The following is a 17,790-nucleotide window of genomic DNA, read 5'->3' as shown; positions in this document are numbered from 1 at the left end:
GCGCGGTTTTTATTGTTGGGCAGTGCTAACTTATTGCGCTGCTTTAAACTTCAAACGATATGCGTGAAGTAGAGGCTCAGTGTAACCACTAGGTTGCTCTTTGCCTTTGAAAATCAAGTCCGAAGCCGCCTGAAACGCAATGCTGTTAAAGTCTGGAGCCATATTAATGTAAGCTGGATCACCCGCATTCTGACCATCAACAATGGCAGCCATACGCTGCAAGCTAGCTTCAACCTGCTCCTTCGTGCAAACACCATGCTCCAACCAATTCGCAACGTGCTGAGAAGAAATACGCAAAGTTGCGCGATCTTCCATTAAGCCTACGTTGTTGATATCAGGCACTTTTGAACAACCAACGCCTTGATCAACCCAACGAACAACATAGCCAAGAATACCCTGACAGTTGTTGTCTAACTCGTTCTGGATCTGTTCCGCAGTCAATGCGTCTTTTTGATCCTGAGTCATTAGAGGAATACTCAAGATGTCATCAACATTCGCGTGAGTACGAGACTTAAGCTCGTTTTGAACCGCAAATACATCCACTTGGTGATAGTGAATTGCATGGAGAGCCGCCGCTGTTGGTGAAGGAACCCAAGCCGTGTTAGCTCCCGCTTTAGGGTGACCTACTTTCTGCTCCATCATCAGACCCAACTCATCAGGGATCGGCCACATGCCTTTACCAATTTGAGCACGACCCTGCAGACCAGTCTCTAGTCCGGTATCCACGTTCCAGTCTTCATAAGCACCAATCCACGTCTGTTGCTTCATCGAAGTCTTCGGAACAAAAGGACCAGCTAGCATTGAGGTATGGATCTCATCTCCCGTGCGATCAAGGAAGCCAGTATTAATGAAGACAACACGATCTTTCGCCGAACGAATACACTCTTTGAGATTAACAGTGGTGCGACGCTCTTCGTCCATGATGCCCATCTTCATTGTGAAACGAGGCAGGCCGAGTGCGTCTTCGACGCGTCCGAATAATTCGTTTGCAAATGCAACCTCTTCAGGACCATGCATTTTTGGCTTAACGATGTTCACCGAACCGGTTGTCGAGTTCTTGAACGGGCTGTTGCCTTTCAAGTCATGGATAGCAATCAATGCCGTGATCACACCGTCCATGATGCCCTCAGGAATCTCGGAACCGTCTTCCAAAAGAACGGCTGGATTCGTCATCAAGTGACCAACGTTACGGACAAACAGCATTGAACGGCCTTTCAAAGAAAAGATCTTGCCATCAGCGCCAGTGAACTCTCGATCTGGATTCATCACTCTCGTAAAGGTTTTACCACCTTTGGAAACCTCTTCAGAAAGATCGCCTTTCATCAACCCTAACCAGTTTCCGTAAGTTGTAACCTTATCTTCTGCATCAACGGCGGCAACGGAATCTTCGCAGTCCATGATGGTCGTCAAAGCGGCTTCCATAATAAGATCTTTAATGCCGGCTGCATCTGTTGATCCAACAGGGCTGTTCGCATCAAATACAATCTCAATATGCAAGCCATTGTTCTTGATCAAGATGGACTTCGGCGCAGCAACATCACCGGTATAACCGACAAACTTGCTCTCATCTTTTAGGCCAGAAGTAGCGCCGTCAGCCAACGTGACCACAAGCTTGCCAGATTCAATAGCGTAGCCGCTAGAACCGACATGTGAGCCGCTAGCAAGCGGAGCGGCTGTATCTAAAACGCCACGCGCATACGCGATAACCTTGTCGCCACGCACTTTATTGTATGCACCAGCACGCTCTGCACCGCCGTCTTCAGAAATAACCGTTGAGCCATACAGTGCATCGTAAAGAGAACCCCAACGAGCGTTGGAAGCATTCAATGCGAAACGTGCATTCATTACAGGGACCACCAACTGCGGTCCCGCCATCTCAGCAATCTCTGGTTCTACGTTGGCCGTCGATGCTTCAAAGTCTGCACCCTCTTCTACGAGGTAGCCAATGTCCTTCAAGAAAGCTTTGTACTCTGCAAAATCCAGATCCTGCCCTTGGCGATCAGCATGAAAGGCATCAATCTTTGCCTGAATGTCATCACGCTTAGCTAGTAACTCCCGGTTACGCGGAGCAAGTTCATTGGCAATAGCACTAAAGCCAGACCAAAATGCTTCTTGGTCTACGCCCGTGCCTGGGATTGCTTTGTCGTTTACGAAATCGAATAGCTCTTTTGCGACCTGCAGGCCAGCAGCTTGAACGCGTTCTGTCATTGTTAAATCAGCCTCAACGCTAAAATAGTTACTTACTGAATTTGCCTGACAAGCGCCTAAAAAGCGCATCAGACTCGACTAAAAAGGGGCGCAAATAGTACATGAAAACAGCTCAAATCCCAACCATCCAACAGGGCATCAGCTATTCATGGATTGAATACTCAACGTAACAAACGAGGACACCGCTATGCGCGCTTTTCAAACAATATTGAATACCTTGACTATACTGAATAAAAAACAACCATTTACAGCTAAAACTTAGAGACGAATCTATGTCCGTAGTAGCAGTCACGATCGCGGTAGGAAGCCTGGTATGCGCAGGAATCGCGCTCATCGTATTTGTTCAAGCTCGCGAGAAAGCCCGCATGGAACGTTTGCGTCTAGCAACCACGCTACAAGAGCGCTACAACAATATTCAGCTCATTCTCTCCGATATGCCGCCCCAATACATGGACAACATGCTGCGCGTAATCCTTCGAGAGCAATCTATCTATGCCATCAAGGAGCTGGGAAAAGTCAAGCCGTCAGCAAAGCACGCCGAATATATTGCTGAAGACGAACAAAAAATTCAGGAGATAAAACAAAACTCACCAAGCTTCCCCGCGATAAAACTTGATAGCACGGAAAAAGCCAGAGAAGTGAGGGTTCTGCTTCAAAATCTCTACAAGCTTTTGCACCTTTGGCAACGAAAGGCACTCATTTCTCCCGAGCAGGCGCAGCAATATATGGCCCACGTCGGGTTCTTGGCGAGACAGTCAAAAGCGGATCTTTTCTCGGAAAAGGCCAGACAGGCCGCAAATTCAGGGAAACCCCGCGTCGCGATTCACAATTATCACAGCGCAATAGAAACACTAAAAGATGTCGCAAACCATCCGGAGGCAGCCAAAAATATTCAAAGCTACAGAGAGCAGATGGCATCGCTGAACAAAATCGCAGATCGACGCTCAGAGGAACTAAAACAGAAAAACCAAGAGAAAATTGAAAGCAATGAAGACTGGGACGACTTCCTCACGCCACAAGATGAGTGGAAAAAGAAAAACAATTACGACGATTAGCCAACAAAAGCTCCAGGAAACCCCCTTAAATGCAACTTTGGCGGGAAGACCCGCCAAAACACCTTCGCTGAAATGATCGATTAAGCGATCAGCTTGGCAACGTCTTTCTCAATGTCTTTAGGCTCCGTGTTCGGCGCATAACGTTTGAGCACCTTGCCCTCACCATCAACTAGAAACTTAGTAAAGTTCCATTTAATTTTCTCAGAGCCTAAAACACCTTTCGCTTCAGATTTGAGAAACTGATACAAAGGATGTGTACCCGGACCATTCACATCAATTTTGCTGAACATCGGGAAAGTGACGCCGTAGTTCAACTCGCAAAACTCACTGATCTGAGCATCAGAGCCTGGATCTTGGCTTAAAAACTGGTTGCATGGAAAGCCCAAGATCTCGAGACCTTGATCTTTGTGCTTCTCATACAAACTCTCCAAGCCTTTAAACTGAGGAGTAAAACCGCATTTGCTCGCTGTATTCACAATCAGAAGAACCTTGCCTTTAAAGTCTTCTAATTTCTTGCTTTCACCCTTAATCGTGGTGACTTCAATATCGTAAATCGCACTCATTAACTGTCCTTATAGAGGTTGCATTGTCGAATGATAGAAAGAAGTTACGCTCTTCGGAGCTTATCCGATTCGATCAAACAATGACAGCGAGGTAATCCTGTTAAAAGAGGAGTACGCCGCATCAAGACTAAACTGCTGTAACGAGAGAAGACTAATCGCTTCGGCGTAATCCACAGACTCTAATTTACCAAGCGCTTCTTGAGTAATAATCTCTGAATCTTTCAGTTGCTCAAGACCGGTTTCCAAAGTGTTCAACCGTGCACCAAGCTGGCCTCGTGCGTCGAGTACGGATGTAAACGCGAAATCCAAATTGGCAAGAGTTGACTCAAGCAACTCATCAAAACTACCTCTACCCTCAGGTGTTGCCGAGAAGTTCCGCAAACCATAGATGAACTTTTCTGTGGTTCTGAGCAAGCCTTGTTTTTCTGATGATTCGATCGAAAAAGTGTCTCCTGTAACCGGAGCACCGCTGATCTCAAACTGAACACCTTGAGCCTGAATAGGGCCATTTGGTTGGTAAGCCACATTTGACTGCAATACAAAGCCTGAAGACTTTTCCTTAATGTTAAAGGTTGTGGGGCTAGTAAACTCCACCACTAAATCTTCAGGGTAAAACGCATCATAGAGCTCCTGATCAATCACCTGACCAACAGAGATTGTTGCAGGAGGGTTAGCTTGGTTAGCCTCGCCCGCCTGAGTATAAAATGTATTGGTATAGGCCGGCATATCTTCAAACAGTTCCTGCCCATTTAAGGTTGTTTGGATACGCACAGAGCTTTCGATCTGAACAAACCGAACACCTTCATCACCCTGATAACGATAAGATCCAGACTCATTTTTCTCAAACGGCTGCGTACCACCCTGAAATCCGCTAAACACGTACTCGCCACTCGCGTCACGCGCATTCAATAAGCCCGCTAACTGATCAAGGCGCTGTTCGATTTCAGAGGCAATCGAACCAAGATCATCTTTGGAAAGTCCACCGTTACCCGAAGAAACCGCCAAGGTTCGAATACGTTCTATGACATCACTGATACCACCAAGTCGGTCATCTTGTAGTGACAAACGCCCCTCTGCCAACTCAACGTTGCGCTGAAACTGAGTATTGATAGCTATTTCCTGATTTAGCTCAAGAATTCGAGTCGATGCGACGGGGTCGTCCGCAGGCGTGAGAACCCGCTTGCCCGTTGCCAGTTGTTCTTGGGTTTTTTGCTGTTGCGCAGTCACATCCTGTATTGATGAAATACCACGCTCAAAAATTTGTATGGTAGAGATTCTCATGTCTTACTCCATCACTCCATGCGACACTAACGGAAAGCACCCAGCAAGGTATCGAACAGATCCCTCGCGACCGACACAACCTGAGCGGAGGCATTATACGCCGCCTGAAATTGCACAAGCTTTCCGGCCTCTTCATCGAGATTTACCGCAGAGATTGAATCACGCATATTATTTGTTTGAATCAGCAATGCCTGCGCTGACTCACTTTCAAGACGAGCTCTGTTGGTCACCGTTCCGATCTTTTCAACAACCTGCGAATACGATTCGCCATAGGAAACTGAACCCTGGACTAAGTTTTCAAATTCCAGTGAAGACATTGCCAAGGCATTTCGGTTATCCGACACGCCGTCCGTGTTGTACTCGATATTAAACTCATCACCCTTGCGCGCCTGCCCCTGAATATCAAAGGTAAAGCCTCGATAGGTTGATTGGGATGTCGGTGCCAATTCAAACAACGTAGAAACATTGCTCGTAAACGAAACCCCATCAACCATTCTGACATCAATGGCACCACCAACGGCAATACCTTGCCCTGCATTCACCGTTTGCGTTGCTAAAACCGGAGCGCCCGGGGTATAGGGATCGACTCTACTTACATCGACACTGTCGCCCACACCTGTCACTTCAACAACGATATCTTCACCCGTAAGCGCCCTTAGATCGACAGACGTCCCGTCACTCACCGCAACGATCGACAAGCCTTGAAGCGCCGCGTTGTCATTGATGGCTTTCGCAACCTCTACAGGCTCATACAGTGCAGGCGGATTCACCGTAATCGTCTCACCATTAATAACAAGTCCTAACGGAGTCGGGTCTCCATCATCCGTAAAATTCGATAGCCTCGCCATCGTATAGGCTGTCGCCTCAACGCCCTCGATGGAGGTAATGTCACTCGCTGCATCTTTGGCAGATGCGTTAGCTGCGATATTCAGGCTTTGCGATGTGACAATACCTGTTTCCGCATCTCGTATCTGGAAAGAGAGCGTCTGTGCACCATAGCCATTTGTATAAGGACCCGCTCCCGGAGCAGGCAGAGTTAAAGTATCCGCACCACTTGCCGTAACGAGTGTCGCCCCCGGGTCAGAAGTAAACAGCGTATTGCTTAAACCTTGAGAGAAAAACTGATTATTAATCGGAGGAGACAATGGCTGAGGGTCAGCCGGATTGCTGTTATCCAGCACCTCATAATAATCATCGGTAATGAAGCGAACCAACAGCGGCGGTGTCAGCTCACCGTCGACCTCAAAAGCGGGTAAGGGCTGATTAGTAATTGGGCTATTTACATCCAGCATTTCGCCAAGGCTAATCTGCGCTGAACCAATATTACCCAAACTACTGCGCGCACGAACCGGTGCCGCTAGAGCGATCTCTTCAACACGATCAACCTCTTGTTTGATGTCGATCGCCCCGGATTGCGTTGGTAAAATCGAGAACTTATCACCGACTTTGTATGTACCGCCGTCAAAGGTTAATTGAAAGCCATCAATGGTCACCCGGCTCGGAAAAACATTCGACAGCGTCGATTTGTATACCGTTTCATCAGTTCCTTTGTTGACGATGATGTAGTCAGAATCGGCCGGCCCTTCAAAACGCAGCTCATAGTTATCCGTCGTTAATTGCGCTACATCCGTAATGGTCACCGACAAAGACTGATCATAGGGTGGCTGGTTGAGCGAATTCGATATCACTCTGGAACGCGCAACCTCTGGATCGTTGATATCCGAAAAATAGAGCCCCCCAAGATTGTTCTCTAAATCCATGCCGACTTCATGCTGCTTATTCATGGTGTCGGCAAGAGTAATCGCAATACGCCCTATCGCGTTGATCGTCGATGACAGATCACCATCACGAAAAGACAGCGCACCGCCGATGGACCCTCCCGTCAAACTATCGGTTATGTTTTGCTCGATGCCTGAGCTCACCAACGCGACATCAATAAGACGCCCGTCCTCCGGATTACGGACAGCCCTTAATTCTGAAGCTTCCGTCCCAAGAACCAGTGGCTGGCCTTTGCCAAGATAGACATTCACAGTCCCGTTCGATGTATTCTCAACAACCTGGAGAGAGACGTATTCTGAGAGTTCACGCAGTAATTCGTCGCGCTCATCCAAAAGCTGATTTGGCTGCTGTCCTGCCCCACCCGTGCTGCTTGCCAGAGCAATCGCAGAATTCGCTTCGGCGAGCCCTTTTGCAAGTGCATTAACTGAGGAGGTATCCGCTTCAATTTGCTGGTTGATGCCAGAGATCACACTTTCTAGCCGCTCAGAAAGCGATTGAAAACGTGCCACCAAACCCTCGGTTTGTGTCAAAAGTAACTGTCTTTGAGGAATCGATGTTGGATCCTCAGCAGCACCTGAAAGCGCCTCAAAGAAGCGGCTCATCGATGGCGTTAAGCCGGTAGAGGTGCTAGCCAACAAATTATCTATCACCGACGCTTGCTCAAGAACCGCTTCACGCTCTTGATAAATCGACGTATCGGTTCTTAGCTGCTCGGTAATATACGATGAGGTAATGCGACGAATGGCATCAACCGTAGAGCCCTGCCCAACATAGCCTCCGCCCGTTTGCAGAGCTGGCTTATCGACAATAATGGCTTCTTGTCGACTATAGCCGGGCGTATTGATATTCGCGACATTATTGCCGGTAACCGAGAGCGCAACCTGATGCGTTTTAAGACCGCTTACACCAATATTAATCAAATCAGCCATGATTACTGTTCCTCCGTGAATGAGGAGGTAGACAAGTCAATATCAGACAAACGGCTGTGCATGATGCGACCCAGTTTATCGGCATATTGAGGGTCTGTCGCATAACCAGAGTCTTGCAGGGCTCGCGCAAATTCAATCGGTTTCTCTCGCACTGTCAAAGCCTCTTCATAACGAGGGTTGCCCTGCAAAAACTGCGCATAGTCTTGGAAACTTTCTTCAAACGAGCCATAAGCACGAAACGCATCACGTTGTTTCACCGCAACCCCTTGATGGAATTCTGTGGTCACAATGTCTGCCTGCTCTCCCTGCCAATTCCCACTCGCCTTAATGCCAAACAAATTAAAGCTCGGCGAACCATCGCCCTTCAAAATAGGCTTCTGGCCCCAACCTGTTTCTAGGGCCGATTGCGCAAGCATGAGGCGCGCGGATATGCCAGTTTGTGCTTCGACTTTAGAGGCAATAGGCGCTAGCGCCTCAACAAATTGTTCTGGTGAAGAAAACGCTGTGATCGGTGTCGCTGCGACGTGTTGCTCTTCAGGAATCCGCGCTATTGAATCTTCAATATCTAGCACTTGATCTACCTCATCCATCGCATCACCCAATCTAGCGACGTTCAAGCGCGGGAAGTCCTTTCGTTCATAAGTAGACATGTCTGCCATGCTGAGTGCTTGTTCTAGACCTGACTCCTGCTTCAAACCTTTATTTTCCAACAACTGACGTTCAATCACCTTCGCAAGTCCGATGCCTCCATCGCCAGCACCAGCCAAAGAAACAGAGATCTGCGAATCAAACATTTCCTGATAAAACTCGGTGTCGTTACTTGAGAGGATATTCCCCTCGGAGAACGTCTTGTTCGCGTCTCGCATCGATTTCAGCATCATGGATATAAACATCGACTCAAACTGTTCGGCGACGGCCTTGATGCCTTCACGACTGTCCTTGTGCCTTGCAGATTTTAAATTCTGCAGAGCGTTCAGGTCGTTATAGTTTGAAACATCTGGTGTCTGAATCATTTAGATCACCACTAGATCCGCTTTCAATGCTCCAGCCTGCTTAAGAGCCTCTAGCACGGCCATAATATCGCCCGGAGCAGCACCAACCCGATTCACTGCCTGCACGATCTCACTCAGCGTTGTCGCTGGGCCAAACTCAAACATGCGCCCATTCTCTTGCTCAATACTCACTTCAGAGCGAGGCACGACAACCGTTTCACCGTCAGCAAAGGCGTTTGGCTGACTAACCTCTGGCTCTTCGTTTATGGTCACGGTCAAACTACCATGCGTAACTGCCGCAGGCAGAACACGAACATTCTGACCAACAACGATCGTACCCGTTCGGGAATTAATGATGACGCGTGCAGGCGCCTCGCCCGGTTGGACATTCAAATTCTCAAGCATCGATAAGTAAGAGACGCGTTGCGCAGAGTCGCGAGGAGCACGCACAATTATAGAAGCACCATCCTGAGCGTAAGCCGTACCAGGACCAAGCATGTCGTTGATTTGCTGAGAGACATTCATCGCTGTTGTGAAATCAGGATTATGCAAATTAAAAGTAATGCTGTCGCCCTGACTAAAAGGACTTGGAATTGAACGCTCTACGGTGGCGCCGTTCGGAATACGGCCAACACTCGGCACATTGACGGTAATCGATGATCCGTCACTGCCTTCTGCACCAAAGCCGCCAACAACAAGGCTACCCTGTGAGATCGCATAGATTCGTCCATCCGCACCCTTAAGAGGCGTCATCAATAGGGAGCCACCGCGCAGACTTTTAGAATCACCAAGACTTGAAACGGTGATATCAATTTTTTGGCCAGGTTTCGCGAAGGCAGGCAAATCCGCATGCACAGCGACAGCGGCAATGTTCTTAGATTTCGGGTCGACGCCTGGAGGGATCGTGATGCCGAACTGATTCATCAGATTCCGAAAGGTCTGGCTCGTAAAGGGCGTTTTATCACCGGTCCCATCCAAACCAACGACCAAGCCATATCCGATGAGCTGGTTACTTCGAACCCCTTCAATGCCAGCAATATCTTTTAAACGATCTGCATGCGCTGGAGAGATCAACCAAACACTTAACACCACGAGTGCAATGGCACTGATTAAGAAAGAAAATCGTCTCAACATAAGGTACTCCCGGCTACAAAGGCCACCACTCGCTGTTGAAGAAGCGCGTCAACCAACCTTGACGATTCACCTGATCAAACTCACCCGTTCCGCCATAAGCGATCCGCGCGTTCGCGATCTTGGAAGATGAAATCGTGTTGTCGACCCCGATGTCCTCAGGACGAATCAAGCCTGTAAGACGAATAAACTCATCCCCTTGATTCAGGCTCAACCACTTCTCGCCCTGCACGCGAAGCAAGCCGTTGGGATAAACTTCAGCAACCGTCACGGAGATACTGCCCGCGAGGCTATTGCTTTGCCCAGACTCCGCAGTGCCCTCGAAAGATCGTTCAAAAGAGGGATCCGTGAGCAAGCTCATGCCTTTATAGTTGATGGTATTACCCAGAATATTGGCCTCATTGAAATCCACCTCATCATCCTTGTCGTACGTCGTTTCCGCTTGTTTGGTGGCGCGCGTCGACTCTTGAAGATTCACCGTAAGGATGTCGCCGACGTTAATGGCAACCTGATCACCATACACACTGAACTGACGATTAGACTGATAGATACTGCCTGTGATTGGCTCACCCATCATCAGGCTTTGTGCTGGAATCGGGGCATAACGCGGATCATCGGGCACGGGTTGTTCACGCGTGAGCGCTGCGCAACCGCTCATAGCAACAAGCAAAGAGGCAATAACGAGCCGCGAAGCTATATGAAAATAGCGCGATGTAAGCTCAAGATAAATACGACGCATCGTTCTACGCTCACCCAAACCTGTTAAACGTTCTGCGAAATAAATTGCAGCATTTGATCCGCAGTCGAAACCACCTTTGAGTTCATCTCGTAGGCTCGCTGCGTTGTAATCATGTTGACCAACTCGGTCACAACATCGACATTGGATGTTTCAAGCATGCCCTGACTAATCGAGCCAATGCCGTCTAGGCCGGGCGTTCCTGCGATTGGGTCACCACTTGCCTCGGTTTCGCGGAACAAGTTATTACCAATCGCCTTAAGGCCCTGAGGATTAATGAAGTCTACGAGATCAATCTGCCCAAGGTTTTGAAGTGCTGTATCGCCAACAATGGTTCCGGTCACAACACCGTCCTCACCGATCGTCAGCTCATTGATTCCCTCTGGAATGGTAATAGCAGGTTCGAGAAGGTGACCATTTGCGGTAACAACTTCACCGTCCGAATTGATTTGAAAACGACCATCTCGCGTATATCCGGTGGTGCCATCTGGCAACGCAATCTGAAACATCCCTCGACCTGAAATAGCCATATCGAGAGGACGCTCGGTGACTTGCATCGAACCTTGGCTGAATTCCTTCACCGTGCCAACAACACGAACACCTGTGCCCAGCTGAAGCCCTGAAGGCAACTGCGAGTCTTGCGAAGTCAACCCGCCTGGGTCGCGCTTAATTTGATAGAGGAGATCCTGAAATACCGCATCGTCTCGCTTAAAACCTACGGTGCCGACATTTGCCAGATTGTTGGAAATGGTAGATAGCTTGGTGTCTTGTGCACTTAAGCCTGTCTGACTGACATATAGAGCTGGATGCATACTTCTCTCCTGTAAAGTTCAAATTGGGAACCGATAACCGGTCCAATTTGATGCTTCGAGAGCTGCAACTTTATGCCGCTCTACGACGCTTAATTGACCTTACTAGGAGAATTGCAACAACCGTGCCGAGGCTTCGCTATTTTGATCAGCCTGACCCATTAATTTGACCTGAAGCTCGTACTGGCGAGACAGGGAAAGAATTTCCGTTAATGCAGAAACGGCGTTGACATTTGAACCTTCCAAAAAACCGGATTCAACACGCACATTTTCGTCGAGCTCTGGCAACGGATTGCCATCTTTGACATAAAGTAGACCATCGCCCCGCTTCTCGAGCGTCGCTGGGTCCGGGTTGACCAATCGCACACGATCAACCTGAGCAATCACACCATCTCCACCTAACGGCAACACAGATATAACGCCATCAGCGCCAACCTCTACACTGACCGAGGGAGGAATAGCGATCGGGCCGCCTTCACCCAAGACCTGTAAGCCTGCGCCAGTTCGAAGCTGACCATTTACATCAATCTGCAAGTCGCCTGCACGCGTGAACGCCTCTTCACCATCCGGAGATTGCACTGCAATCCACCCTTCGCCACTGAGCGCAATATCTAAAGGATTACCCGTTTCACGCATTGGGCCTTGCTCAAAACGTGTCGCGGGTCGCTCGGTAAGGGCATACGCTCTCGTTGGGTGATGCTCACCATAAACAGGCATTGCTCTCGCTTGCGCAAAATCCTCTTTAAACCCGGTCGTATTTAAATTCGCCAAGTTATTCGAGTGCGCACGCTGAGCATACATATTCTGTTTGGCACCACTCATTGCAATGTAAAGCGCTTTATCCACTTACCTTCTCCTGCCGGATTCGCTATTAAATATTCAGAATGGTCTGCTGAATTGTGTCGGATGTTTCAATGGTCTTTGAATTAGCCTGATAGTTACGTTGAGCAACAATCAATGCCACCAACTCTTGAGACAAATCGACGTTCGATGACTCTGTGGCCGACGCGGTAAGCACACCCAGAGAAGCGGTTCCCGGAGCACCAACAACAGCATCACCAGAGGTAAATGTTTCAATCCAAACACTCTCCCCGATAGGGGCCAAACCTTCTTTATCTCGGAAATTCGCCAAAGCCACCTGACCAAGCACTTGCGCCTCGCCATTGGAGAAACGCGAAAGAATGACACCATCACCCTCAACATCCAGACCAACCAACCGACCCGTCGTGTAGCCATTTTGCGATAAATCATTGACTGCAAAAGGGCTACCGAACTGAGTTAACTCTGAAATATCAATCTCGAAGTTAGAGCTAGTAGGAGGAAAATCGATCGGTAACACACCACCATCAACAACGTTAAGTGGCAAGGTTGCACCATTTGGATTTCCCTCTTCATCAAGAGGAATCCAGTTAGAAATCAATACGTCGTCTGTAAGCGTTTCATTGAGCGTACCGTCGCCATTGAAGACAACATTGAATGTTGCTCGCGATGGGTCGGTACCAATCAACGGATCGCCGACATCTGTGTCATCAATCAATACATGCATTTGCCATGTGCTCTGCTCTTGAGCCACATTCGATGGCTGAGGCTGCTTCACAAAGTAAAGCTCGAGCACATGTGAGTTACCAAGGCTGTCGTAAATCTTGGTCGAGGTCGCGTGGTTATACGTACCGGCATCTACTGGATCAAAGGCGTTGTTCACAAAAGGCTGACCAACGGTCGAGCCGACAATTTCACCCGTACCCGAGCTAAATGCGTAGTTATCATCAAGAATAAACTCAACCACACCACCAACAGTTGCCGTCGTGCCACCACCAACGGCTAAAGATTGCGCAGCACCCGCACTCCCCTGTACATCGAAGGCATCAGGCGCGGTGCCAGCAATTGCAAACCGCAAATCTTCACCTTGGTCTTGAATAATTTCTAGATCATTGCCATTCAATACGGCGGTCGTGCCCACCAAGGCCGAAGAGTTAATTTGCTGGCCGATATCGGCTAACTGCTCGCCCGCGGTTAAGGTTGGATCTGTCGGCTGGAATACCACTCCATTGACAGAAATAGTCATGGTTTGCGACGCGTTGTTCCAACTTGCCTCTGTAATATTTACCGAGGTTCGCGCCGACGCGTTGACCCCTGACAGAGCACTAAATCTGTCCGCTATTGCGCGCGCACTTTCATCCACTTGCGTTGTCACGGACTCTGTAGTCGTCGGTGTCGCAGGATTACCATCATCGTAGGTCACCGTTACGCTTTGCGCAGAGTAACCATTGGTTGGCCCAGCTTGCGCAACGCCGACATCGGTACCATCGGACTCTAAAGTGCTTCCGGAATCGGCCAACACACTCTCCGAGGAGCTTAAGTTCAACAAAGCAGCGACGTCGGTTGTTTGTCGAGGAGCCAAATCATTCGTCTCAACGGTTAGATCGCCAAGCACGCCAGAAACGTTACCTTCATCATCCGCCTGGAAACCTTGCACGCGCATGCCGGTATTGTTAACAAGGTAACCCTCACGGTTCACCCCAAACTGCCCAGCGCGCGAATATTTCGCTTCACCATTGTCACTCAGAATAAAATAGCCGTTACCGGTAATCGCCATATCTAGGCCGTTATCCGTAAACTCTACATTACCCTGACTGTGGATCTGACGAATCGCCTGCACCTGAACGCCGTCACCGACATCAGCAATGCCACCGCCAAAAAAACTGTTTGAATAGGCATCACCAAATTCTGCGCGCGATCGCTTAAAGCCAACTGTGCTTGCGTTTGCAATATTGTTGCCGGTGACCTCGAGATCAGTTGCGGATACTTTTAATCCGCTCAATGCTACGTTAAATGCCATGTTGAACCTCTACTGATTAACTAATTGATTTCTCGAACGCTCTCTATCGGAACGCTCCCTAGGCCAGCCAGATTAAGCGTCACCGCACCACCGCCTTGAGCGATCGAAACACTGATTACCTGTGAGGCAAATAAGGTGTCGAGCTGCTCAGAACCAGTACTTGTTTTGCTTTCTGCTTTTATTGTGTATCTGTCATTGGGCATCACATCGCCTTGCTCATTCTTGCCATCCCAACTAAACGGGACGGAACCGGCAAATTGCTGCCCCATATCTATTCGTCTTACCAATTCACCAGACCCGTTGAGGATGGAAACACTCAAGTTGCTCGTACCCGAAGGCAAATCAATCATCCCCGAGATGGTTCCATCTGACAGCAACGGTGAATCAGCGCCTGGCACCAGAACATTGCGCCCAACCATGGCAGAAGCCTGTAAGGCCTGAGACGATTGAAACTGCTCACTGAAACTATCCACAGTACTGCTAATCTGCTGCATCTCTTCAAGCGCACTAAACTCGGCCAACTGCGAGATAAACGCGCCATTGTCCTGCGGTTCAAGTGGGTTCTGGTTCTCAAGCTGTGCAATCATTAACTCAAGAAACTCGTTCTTACCAAGATCGCCTTTTTTGGCGGCTTCCTGGCTGCCCTCCAGTCGATAACCCGAAAGCGGATCAACTGCATTATTGGTATTGATATCAGTCATAATCTGGCCCTACCTACTGACCCAGAGTGAGAATTCGTTGCATCATAGTTTTTGCGGCTTCCATGACATCGACATTGGTTTGAAAGCTTCGCGAAGCAGAAAGCATATCTGCCATTTCCTCAACCACATTCACATTTGGATACATCACAAAACCTTCTTCATCTGCCAGCGGGTGATCAGGCTGATAGCGCATATCTAAAGCTGCATCCGTTTCAACAATCCCCTTCACTTGCACGCCACGGCTTGCTTGGTCTTGCATGGAGGGCATAAACACGTCCATCGCATTTTGCTGGATGGCAGAAAAAACGGGCTTTCTGGCGCGATAAACCTCACCGGTACTGCTTGCAGCACTATCAGCATTCGCGATATTACTTGCTGTTGTATTGAGTCTGACCGATTGGGCTGACATGCCCGATCCGGCAATATCAAAAATAGAGTTTAGAGACATGCTTACTCACCCTTTATCGCTTTACTAAGTGACTTAAACTTTCCATTTAAAAACTGGAAACTTGTTTGATAGTCGAGAACATTCTTAGTGAACTCGGCAAGCTCTTGCTGAGTGTCGACCGTATTCCCATCGAGTGAAGGTTGCAGAGGCGTGCGGTAAAGGACTTCCGCTTTTCCCATTTCCGAATGATTCGAAATGTGTCCCGAGCTGGTGGCCGCCATGTTGAGCTGATCACCAAGCTGCGCATTTTGTTCCGCTAAAGCCGCTTTGAAATCGATGTCTCGTGCTTTAAACCCAGGTGTATCAGCATTCGCGAGGTTATTCGCCATCAACTCAGCACGCTGAACCCGAAGCTCTAGCGCTTGCGGATGTATACCTAATGCATTATCGAATGAAATTGCCATTGAGCCCTTCCTGTTTCACATAGAAGAGTAAAAGCAAGAGAAGTGCCAACTATTTTTATTATAAAATTCAGAGACTTAGGATTTTACCTGAGGGATGCGAACGGCAAAGAATGACCTATCAAAATCGGCCGCTCTGAACGCCTACCAGTAATAAAAATGATCGTCGAATTGAAGTGTCGGGATGCGCTTCGCATCACCAACAGGGGTACCTATGTAGAGAAACCCTACCAGACTCTCATGCTCCTCAATGCGCAAGGCCTGCTTAACATGAGGATTAACCGCCATATCACCTGTTCGCCAAATACCACCAAAACCACAGGCCTGAAGCGCAATCAATATGTGTGCTAATCCCGATGCGACGGATTGCTCTTGCTCAAAAACAGGCACTTTTGGATGCTCAATGTTTTTTGATATTGCTACAAGAACCAATGGCGCGCGCAACGGCATTGCTCGACATTTTTCTAACTTCGCATCTGAAGCCGACGGATCGCTTCGCTGAGCAGCGTGGGCAAAAATCTCTCCAAGCTCCTCTCGACGTTCTCCTTCAACTAAAAGATAACGAGCTGGCCTAAGAACCTTATGATCAGGAGCGCGCATCGCCGTCATGAGAATCCGCTTTAAAAGCGCACCCTCCGGCGCTGGAGACTCAAGCCTCGGATACGAGACTCGCGTATGCAAAAGCTCAAGAACATCGCTAGATAATGACATTTCGCTCATAGCGCTCGGGTTCCTCAGAAAAATTGTGTATAAAAAATGGAGGTGCTACTCTAGCTCTCGAAAAATCGGACGTGCCTTAACGTGAACCATAAGGTGCGACTAGACCTTATAGTACAAAATAAATATCGCAGTCTGAACCGATAACACATGAGATACCAAAGAATTTTCAGCGCAAACACCTCGCGCTACCGGTAAACAAAAATATGCCCAACACTCCCAATACCGCAAGAGACGATGCTCCGCCATCAGTAATGCCCGCCTATAATGGCCGAGTACTTGCGTATTTATTGTCGACCATTACCTTTATCACTGGCATTTTAATCGGACATTTCGATAAGGCACTCATCTGGTTTGTGCCATTCGCCATGCTTTGGCCTCACTTACTCTACTTTGTCATTCGACATTTTAAGCTCGTAGAAAGCGCACGTGCTCGTGAAGTAACACTGCTATTGGACGGCGCAATCACGGGCGTGACGCTACTACTGATTAAATTTAGCCTCAGTGCCACTCTGTTCTCTGTCATCATGCTCTGTTTCAGCTTTATTGTTGTGGGCGGAGTCCGTCTTCTGGCTCTTGGAAGCTTGACGACATTTTTATCTCTGATCGTTTCCTCGTTTGTCTTTGGTCTGGAGTTCAAACCCGATGAGCCAGCCCTTGTGACGCTTGTCGCCGGTATAGGTGCAGGTGTGTACGTCGCTGTAACGGCGTACTACACGCACCAGCAAGCAAAAGCACTCGTCAAAGCAAAATCCCAAATACAACACCAGCGAGAACAATCCATCTCTCTGTCACACAAGCTGGCCAAATACCTATCACCTCAAGTCTGGCAGTCGATCTTTACCGGCGAGCGGGATGTTCGACTTGAGACCCAGCGTAAAAAGCTGACCATTTTCTTTTCTGATATTAAAGGCTTTACCGAACTCGCAGAAGAAATGGAGCCAGAAAGCCTGACAGAACTCCTCAACTCCTACTTCAACGAAATGTCGCAAATCGCCCTCAAGTATGGCGGAACCATCGACAAATTTGTTGGTGACTCAATTATGATTTTCTTTGGCGACCCAACAAGTAGAGGCCCAAAAGAAGATACGCTTGCCTGCGTTGCGATGTCGATAGAAATGCGTAAGCACATGAAGATCCTTCGTCAGAAGTGGCAAAGCCAAGGCATAAAAACGCCGCTGCAAATTCGCATAGGGATCAG

Annotated in this window: 16 protein-coding genes; 2 read left to right on the top strand and 14 right to left on the bottom strand. The window is 48.5% G+C overall.

The window, feature by feature from the left end; genetic code table 11:
- Nucleotides 1-30 precede the first annotated feature (30 nt).
- Entirely contained in the window at nucleotides 31-2,208 is a 2,178-nt protein-coding gene (locus A3750_RS15475; protein WP_068521757.1) for a malate synthase G, read from the bottom strand.
- 272 nt (nucleotides 2,209-2,480) lie between these two features.
- Here A3750_RS15475 and A3750_RS15470 point away from each other — a divergent pair, with 272 nt between their 5' ends.
- Complete coding sequence (locus A3750_RS15470; protein ID WP_068452487.1) at nucleotides 2,481-3,263, top strand: hypothetical protein; 783 nt, start codon at nucleotides 2,481-2,483, stop codon at nucleotides 3,261-3,263.
- 80 nt (nucleotides 3,264-3,343) lie between these two features.
- Here the strand turns inward: A3750_RS15470 and A3750_RS15465 are convergent, their stop codons facing one another.
- The 13 genes from A3750_RS15465 to A3750_RS15405 form a co-directional block, all read right to left on the bottom strand.
- Nucleotides 3,344-3,826: a glutathione peroxidase gene (locus A3750_RS15465; protein WP_068465928.1), complete on the bottom strand. Its 483-nt coding sequence runs from the start codon at nucleotides 3,824-3,826 to the stop codon at nucleotides 3,344-3,346.
- A 60-nt stretch (nucleotides 3,827-3,886) separates the two neighbouring features.
- Nucleotides 3,887-5,107 carry a flagellar hook-associated protein FlgL gene (flgL, locus tag A3750_RS15460; protein ID WP_068465927.1) on the bottom strand — a complete coding sequence of 407 codons (1,221 nt, stop codon included), beginning with the start codon at nucleotides 5,105-5,107 and terminating at the stop codon, nucleotides 3,887-3,889.
- 26 nt (nucleotides 5,108-5,133) lie between these two features.
- Complete coding sequence (gene flgK, locus A3750_RS15455) at nucleotides 5,134-7,815, bottom strand: flagellar hook-associated protein FlgK (protein WP_068457649.1); 2,682 nt, start codon at nucleotides 7,813-7,815, stop codon at nucleotides 5,134-5,136.
- A gap of 2 nt (nucleotides 7,816-7,817) precedes the next feature.
- Nucleotides 7,818-8,828, bottom strand: a complete 1,011-nt coding sequence (gene flgJ, locus A3750_RS15450) for a flagellar assembly peptidoglycan hydrolase FlgJ (protein ID WP_068457647.1) — start codon at nucleotides 8,826-8,828, stop codon at nucleotides 7,818-7,820.
- Nucleotides 8,829-9,941, bottom strand: coding sequence for a flagellar basal body P-ring protein FlgI (locus A3750_RS15445; RefSeq protein WP_068457645.1), 1,113 nt, complete (start codon nucleotides 9,939-9,941; stop codon nucleotides 8,829-8,831).
- A gap of 13 nt (nucleotides 9,942-9,954) precedes the next feature.
- Nucleotides 9,955-10,677 (bottom strand): flagellar basal body L-ring protein FlgH, encoded by a 723-nt coding sequence (gene flgH / locus A3750_RS15440; RefSeq protein WP_068457643.1) that lies wholly within the window; start codon nucleotides 10,675-10,677, stop codon nucleotides 9,955-9,957.
- A gap of 23 nt (nucleotides 10,678-10,700) precedes the next feature.
- A complete protein-coding gene (gene flgG, locus A3750_RS15435) occupies nucleotides 10,701-11,486 on the bottom strand; it encodes a flagellar basal-body rod protein FlgG (RefSeq protein ID WP_068457641.1) in 786 nt (261 codons plus the stop codon).
- Between the two features lie 102 nt (nucleotides 11,487-11,588).
- The gene (gene flgF, locus A3750_RS15430) at nucleotides 11,589-12,329 is read right to left on the bottom strand and encodes a flagellar basal-body rod protein FlgF (protein ID WP_068457638.1); all 741 of its coding nucleotides are present in this window, start codon (nucleotides 12,327-12,329) and stop codon (nucleotides 11,589-11,591) included.
- Between the two features lie 25 nt (nucleotides 12,330-12,354).
- On the bottom strand, nucleotides 12,355-14,322 hold the full coding sequence (locus tag A3750_RS15425; RefSeq protein ID WP_068457635.1) for a flagellar hook protein FlgE: 1,968 nt from the start codon (nucleotides 14,320-14,322) through the stop codon (nucleotides 12,355-12,357).
- A gap of 20 nt (nucleotides 14,323-14,342) precedes the next feature.
- The gene (locus A3750_RS15420) at nucleotides 14,343-15,023 is read right to left on the bottom strand and encodes a flagellar hook assembly protein FlgD (protein WP_068457634.1); all 681 of its coding nucleotides are present in this window, start codon (nucleotides 15,021-15,023) and stop codon (nucleotides 14,343-14,345) included.
- Nucleotides 15,024-15,036: 13 nt separating this feature from the next.
- A complete protein-coding gene (flgC, locus tag A3750_RS15415; RefSeq protein WP_068457632.1) occupies nucleotides 15,037-15,471 on the bottom strand; it encodes a flagellar basal body rod protein FlgC in 435 nt (144 codons plus the stop codon).
- A gap of 2 nt (nucleotides 15,472-15,473) precedes the next feature.
- On the bottom strand, nucleotides 15,474-15,875 hold the full coding sequence (gene flgB / locus A3750_RS15410) for a flagellar basal body rod protein FlgB (RefSeq protein WP_068457630.1): 402 nt from the start codon (nucleotides 15,873-15,875) through the stop codon (nucleotides 15,474-15,476).
- 141 nt (nucleotides 15,876-16,016) lie between these two features.
- Nucleotides 16,017-16,592 carry a nitroreductase gene (locus tag A3750_RS15405; protein WP_082863290.1) on the bottom strand — a complete coding sequence of 192 codons (576 nt, stop codon included), beginning with the start codon at nucleotides 16,590-16,592 and terminating at the stop codon, nucleotides 16,017-16,019.
- Between the two features lie 203 nt (nucleotides 16,593-16,795).
- Here A3750_RS15405 and A3750_RS15400 point away from each other — a divergent pair.
- Nucleotides 16,796-17,790: adenylate/guanylate cyclase domain-containing protein (locus A3750_RS15400; protein ID WP_231871842.1), on the top strand; the 995-nt coding region annotated here is incomplete at its 3' end.

This window comes from Oleiphilus sp. HI0079 (assembly GCF_001635105.1).
This window is presented reverse-complemented; position numbering and strand designations above follow the sequence as displayed.

Coding starts and splice junctions, on each gene's coding strand:
- A3750_RS15425 (WP_068457635.1), bottom strand. CDS start 14,322: ATGGCATTTAACGTAGCATTGAGCGGATTAAAAGTATCCGCAACTGAT.
- flgB (WP_068457630.1), bottom strand. CDS start 15,875: ATGGCAATTTCATTCGATAATGCATTAGGTATACATCCGCAAGCGCTA.
- A3750_RS15445 (WP_068457645.1), bottom strand. CDS start 9,941: ATGTTGAGACGATTTTCTTTCTTAATCAGTGCCATTGCACTCGTGGTG.
- flgH (WP_068457643.1), bottom strand. CDS start 10,677: ATGCGTCGTATTTATCTTGAGCTTACATCGCGCTATTTTCATATAGCT.
- A3750_RS15465 (WP_068465928.1), bottom strand. CDS start 3,826: ATGAGTGCGATTTACGATATTGAAGTCACCACGATTAAGGGTGAAAGC.
- flgJ (WP_068457647.1), bottom strand. CDS start 8,828: ATGATTCAGACACCAGATGTTTCAAACTATAACGACCTGAACGCTCTG.
- A3750_RS15475 (WP_068521757.1), bottom strand. CDS start 2,208: ATGACAGAACGCGTTCAAGCTGCTGGCCTGCAGGTCGCAAAAGAGCTA.
- flgL (WP_068465927.1), bottom strand. CDS start 5,107: ATGAGAATCTCTACCATACAAATTTTTGAGCGTGGTATTTCATCAATA.
- flgK (WP_068457649.1), bottom strand. CDS start 7,815: ATGGCTGATTTGATTAATATTGGTGTAAGCGGTCTTAAAACGCATCAG.
- flgG (WP_068457641.1), bottom strand. CDS start 11,486: ATGCATCCAGCTCTATATGTCAGTCAGACAGGCTTAAGTGCACAAGAC.
- A3750_RS15470 (WP_068452487.1), top strand. CDS start 2,481: ATGTCCGTAGTAGCAGTCACGATCGCGGTAGGAAGCCTGGTATGCGCA.
- A3750_RS15405 (WP_082863290.1), bottom strand. CDS start 16,592: ATGAGCGAAATGTCATTATCTAGCGATGTTCTTGAGCTTTTGCATACG.
- flgC (WP_068457632.1), bottom strand. CDS start 15,471: ATGTCTCTAAACTCTATTTTTGATATTGCCGGATCGGGCATGTCAGCC.
- A3750_RS15420 (WP_068457634.1), bottom strand. CDS start 15,023: ATGACTGATATCAATACCAATAATGCAGTTGATCCGCTTTCGGGTTAT.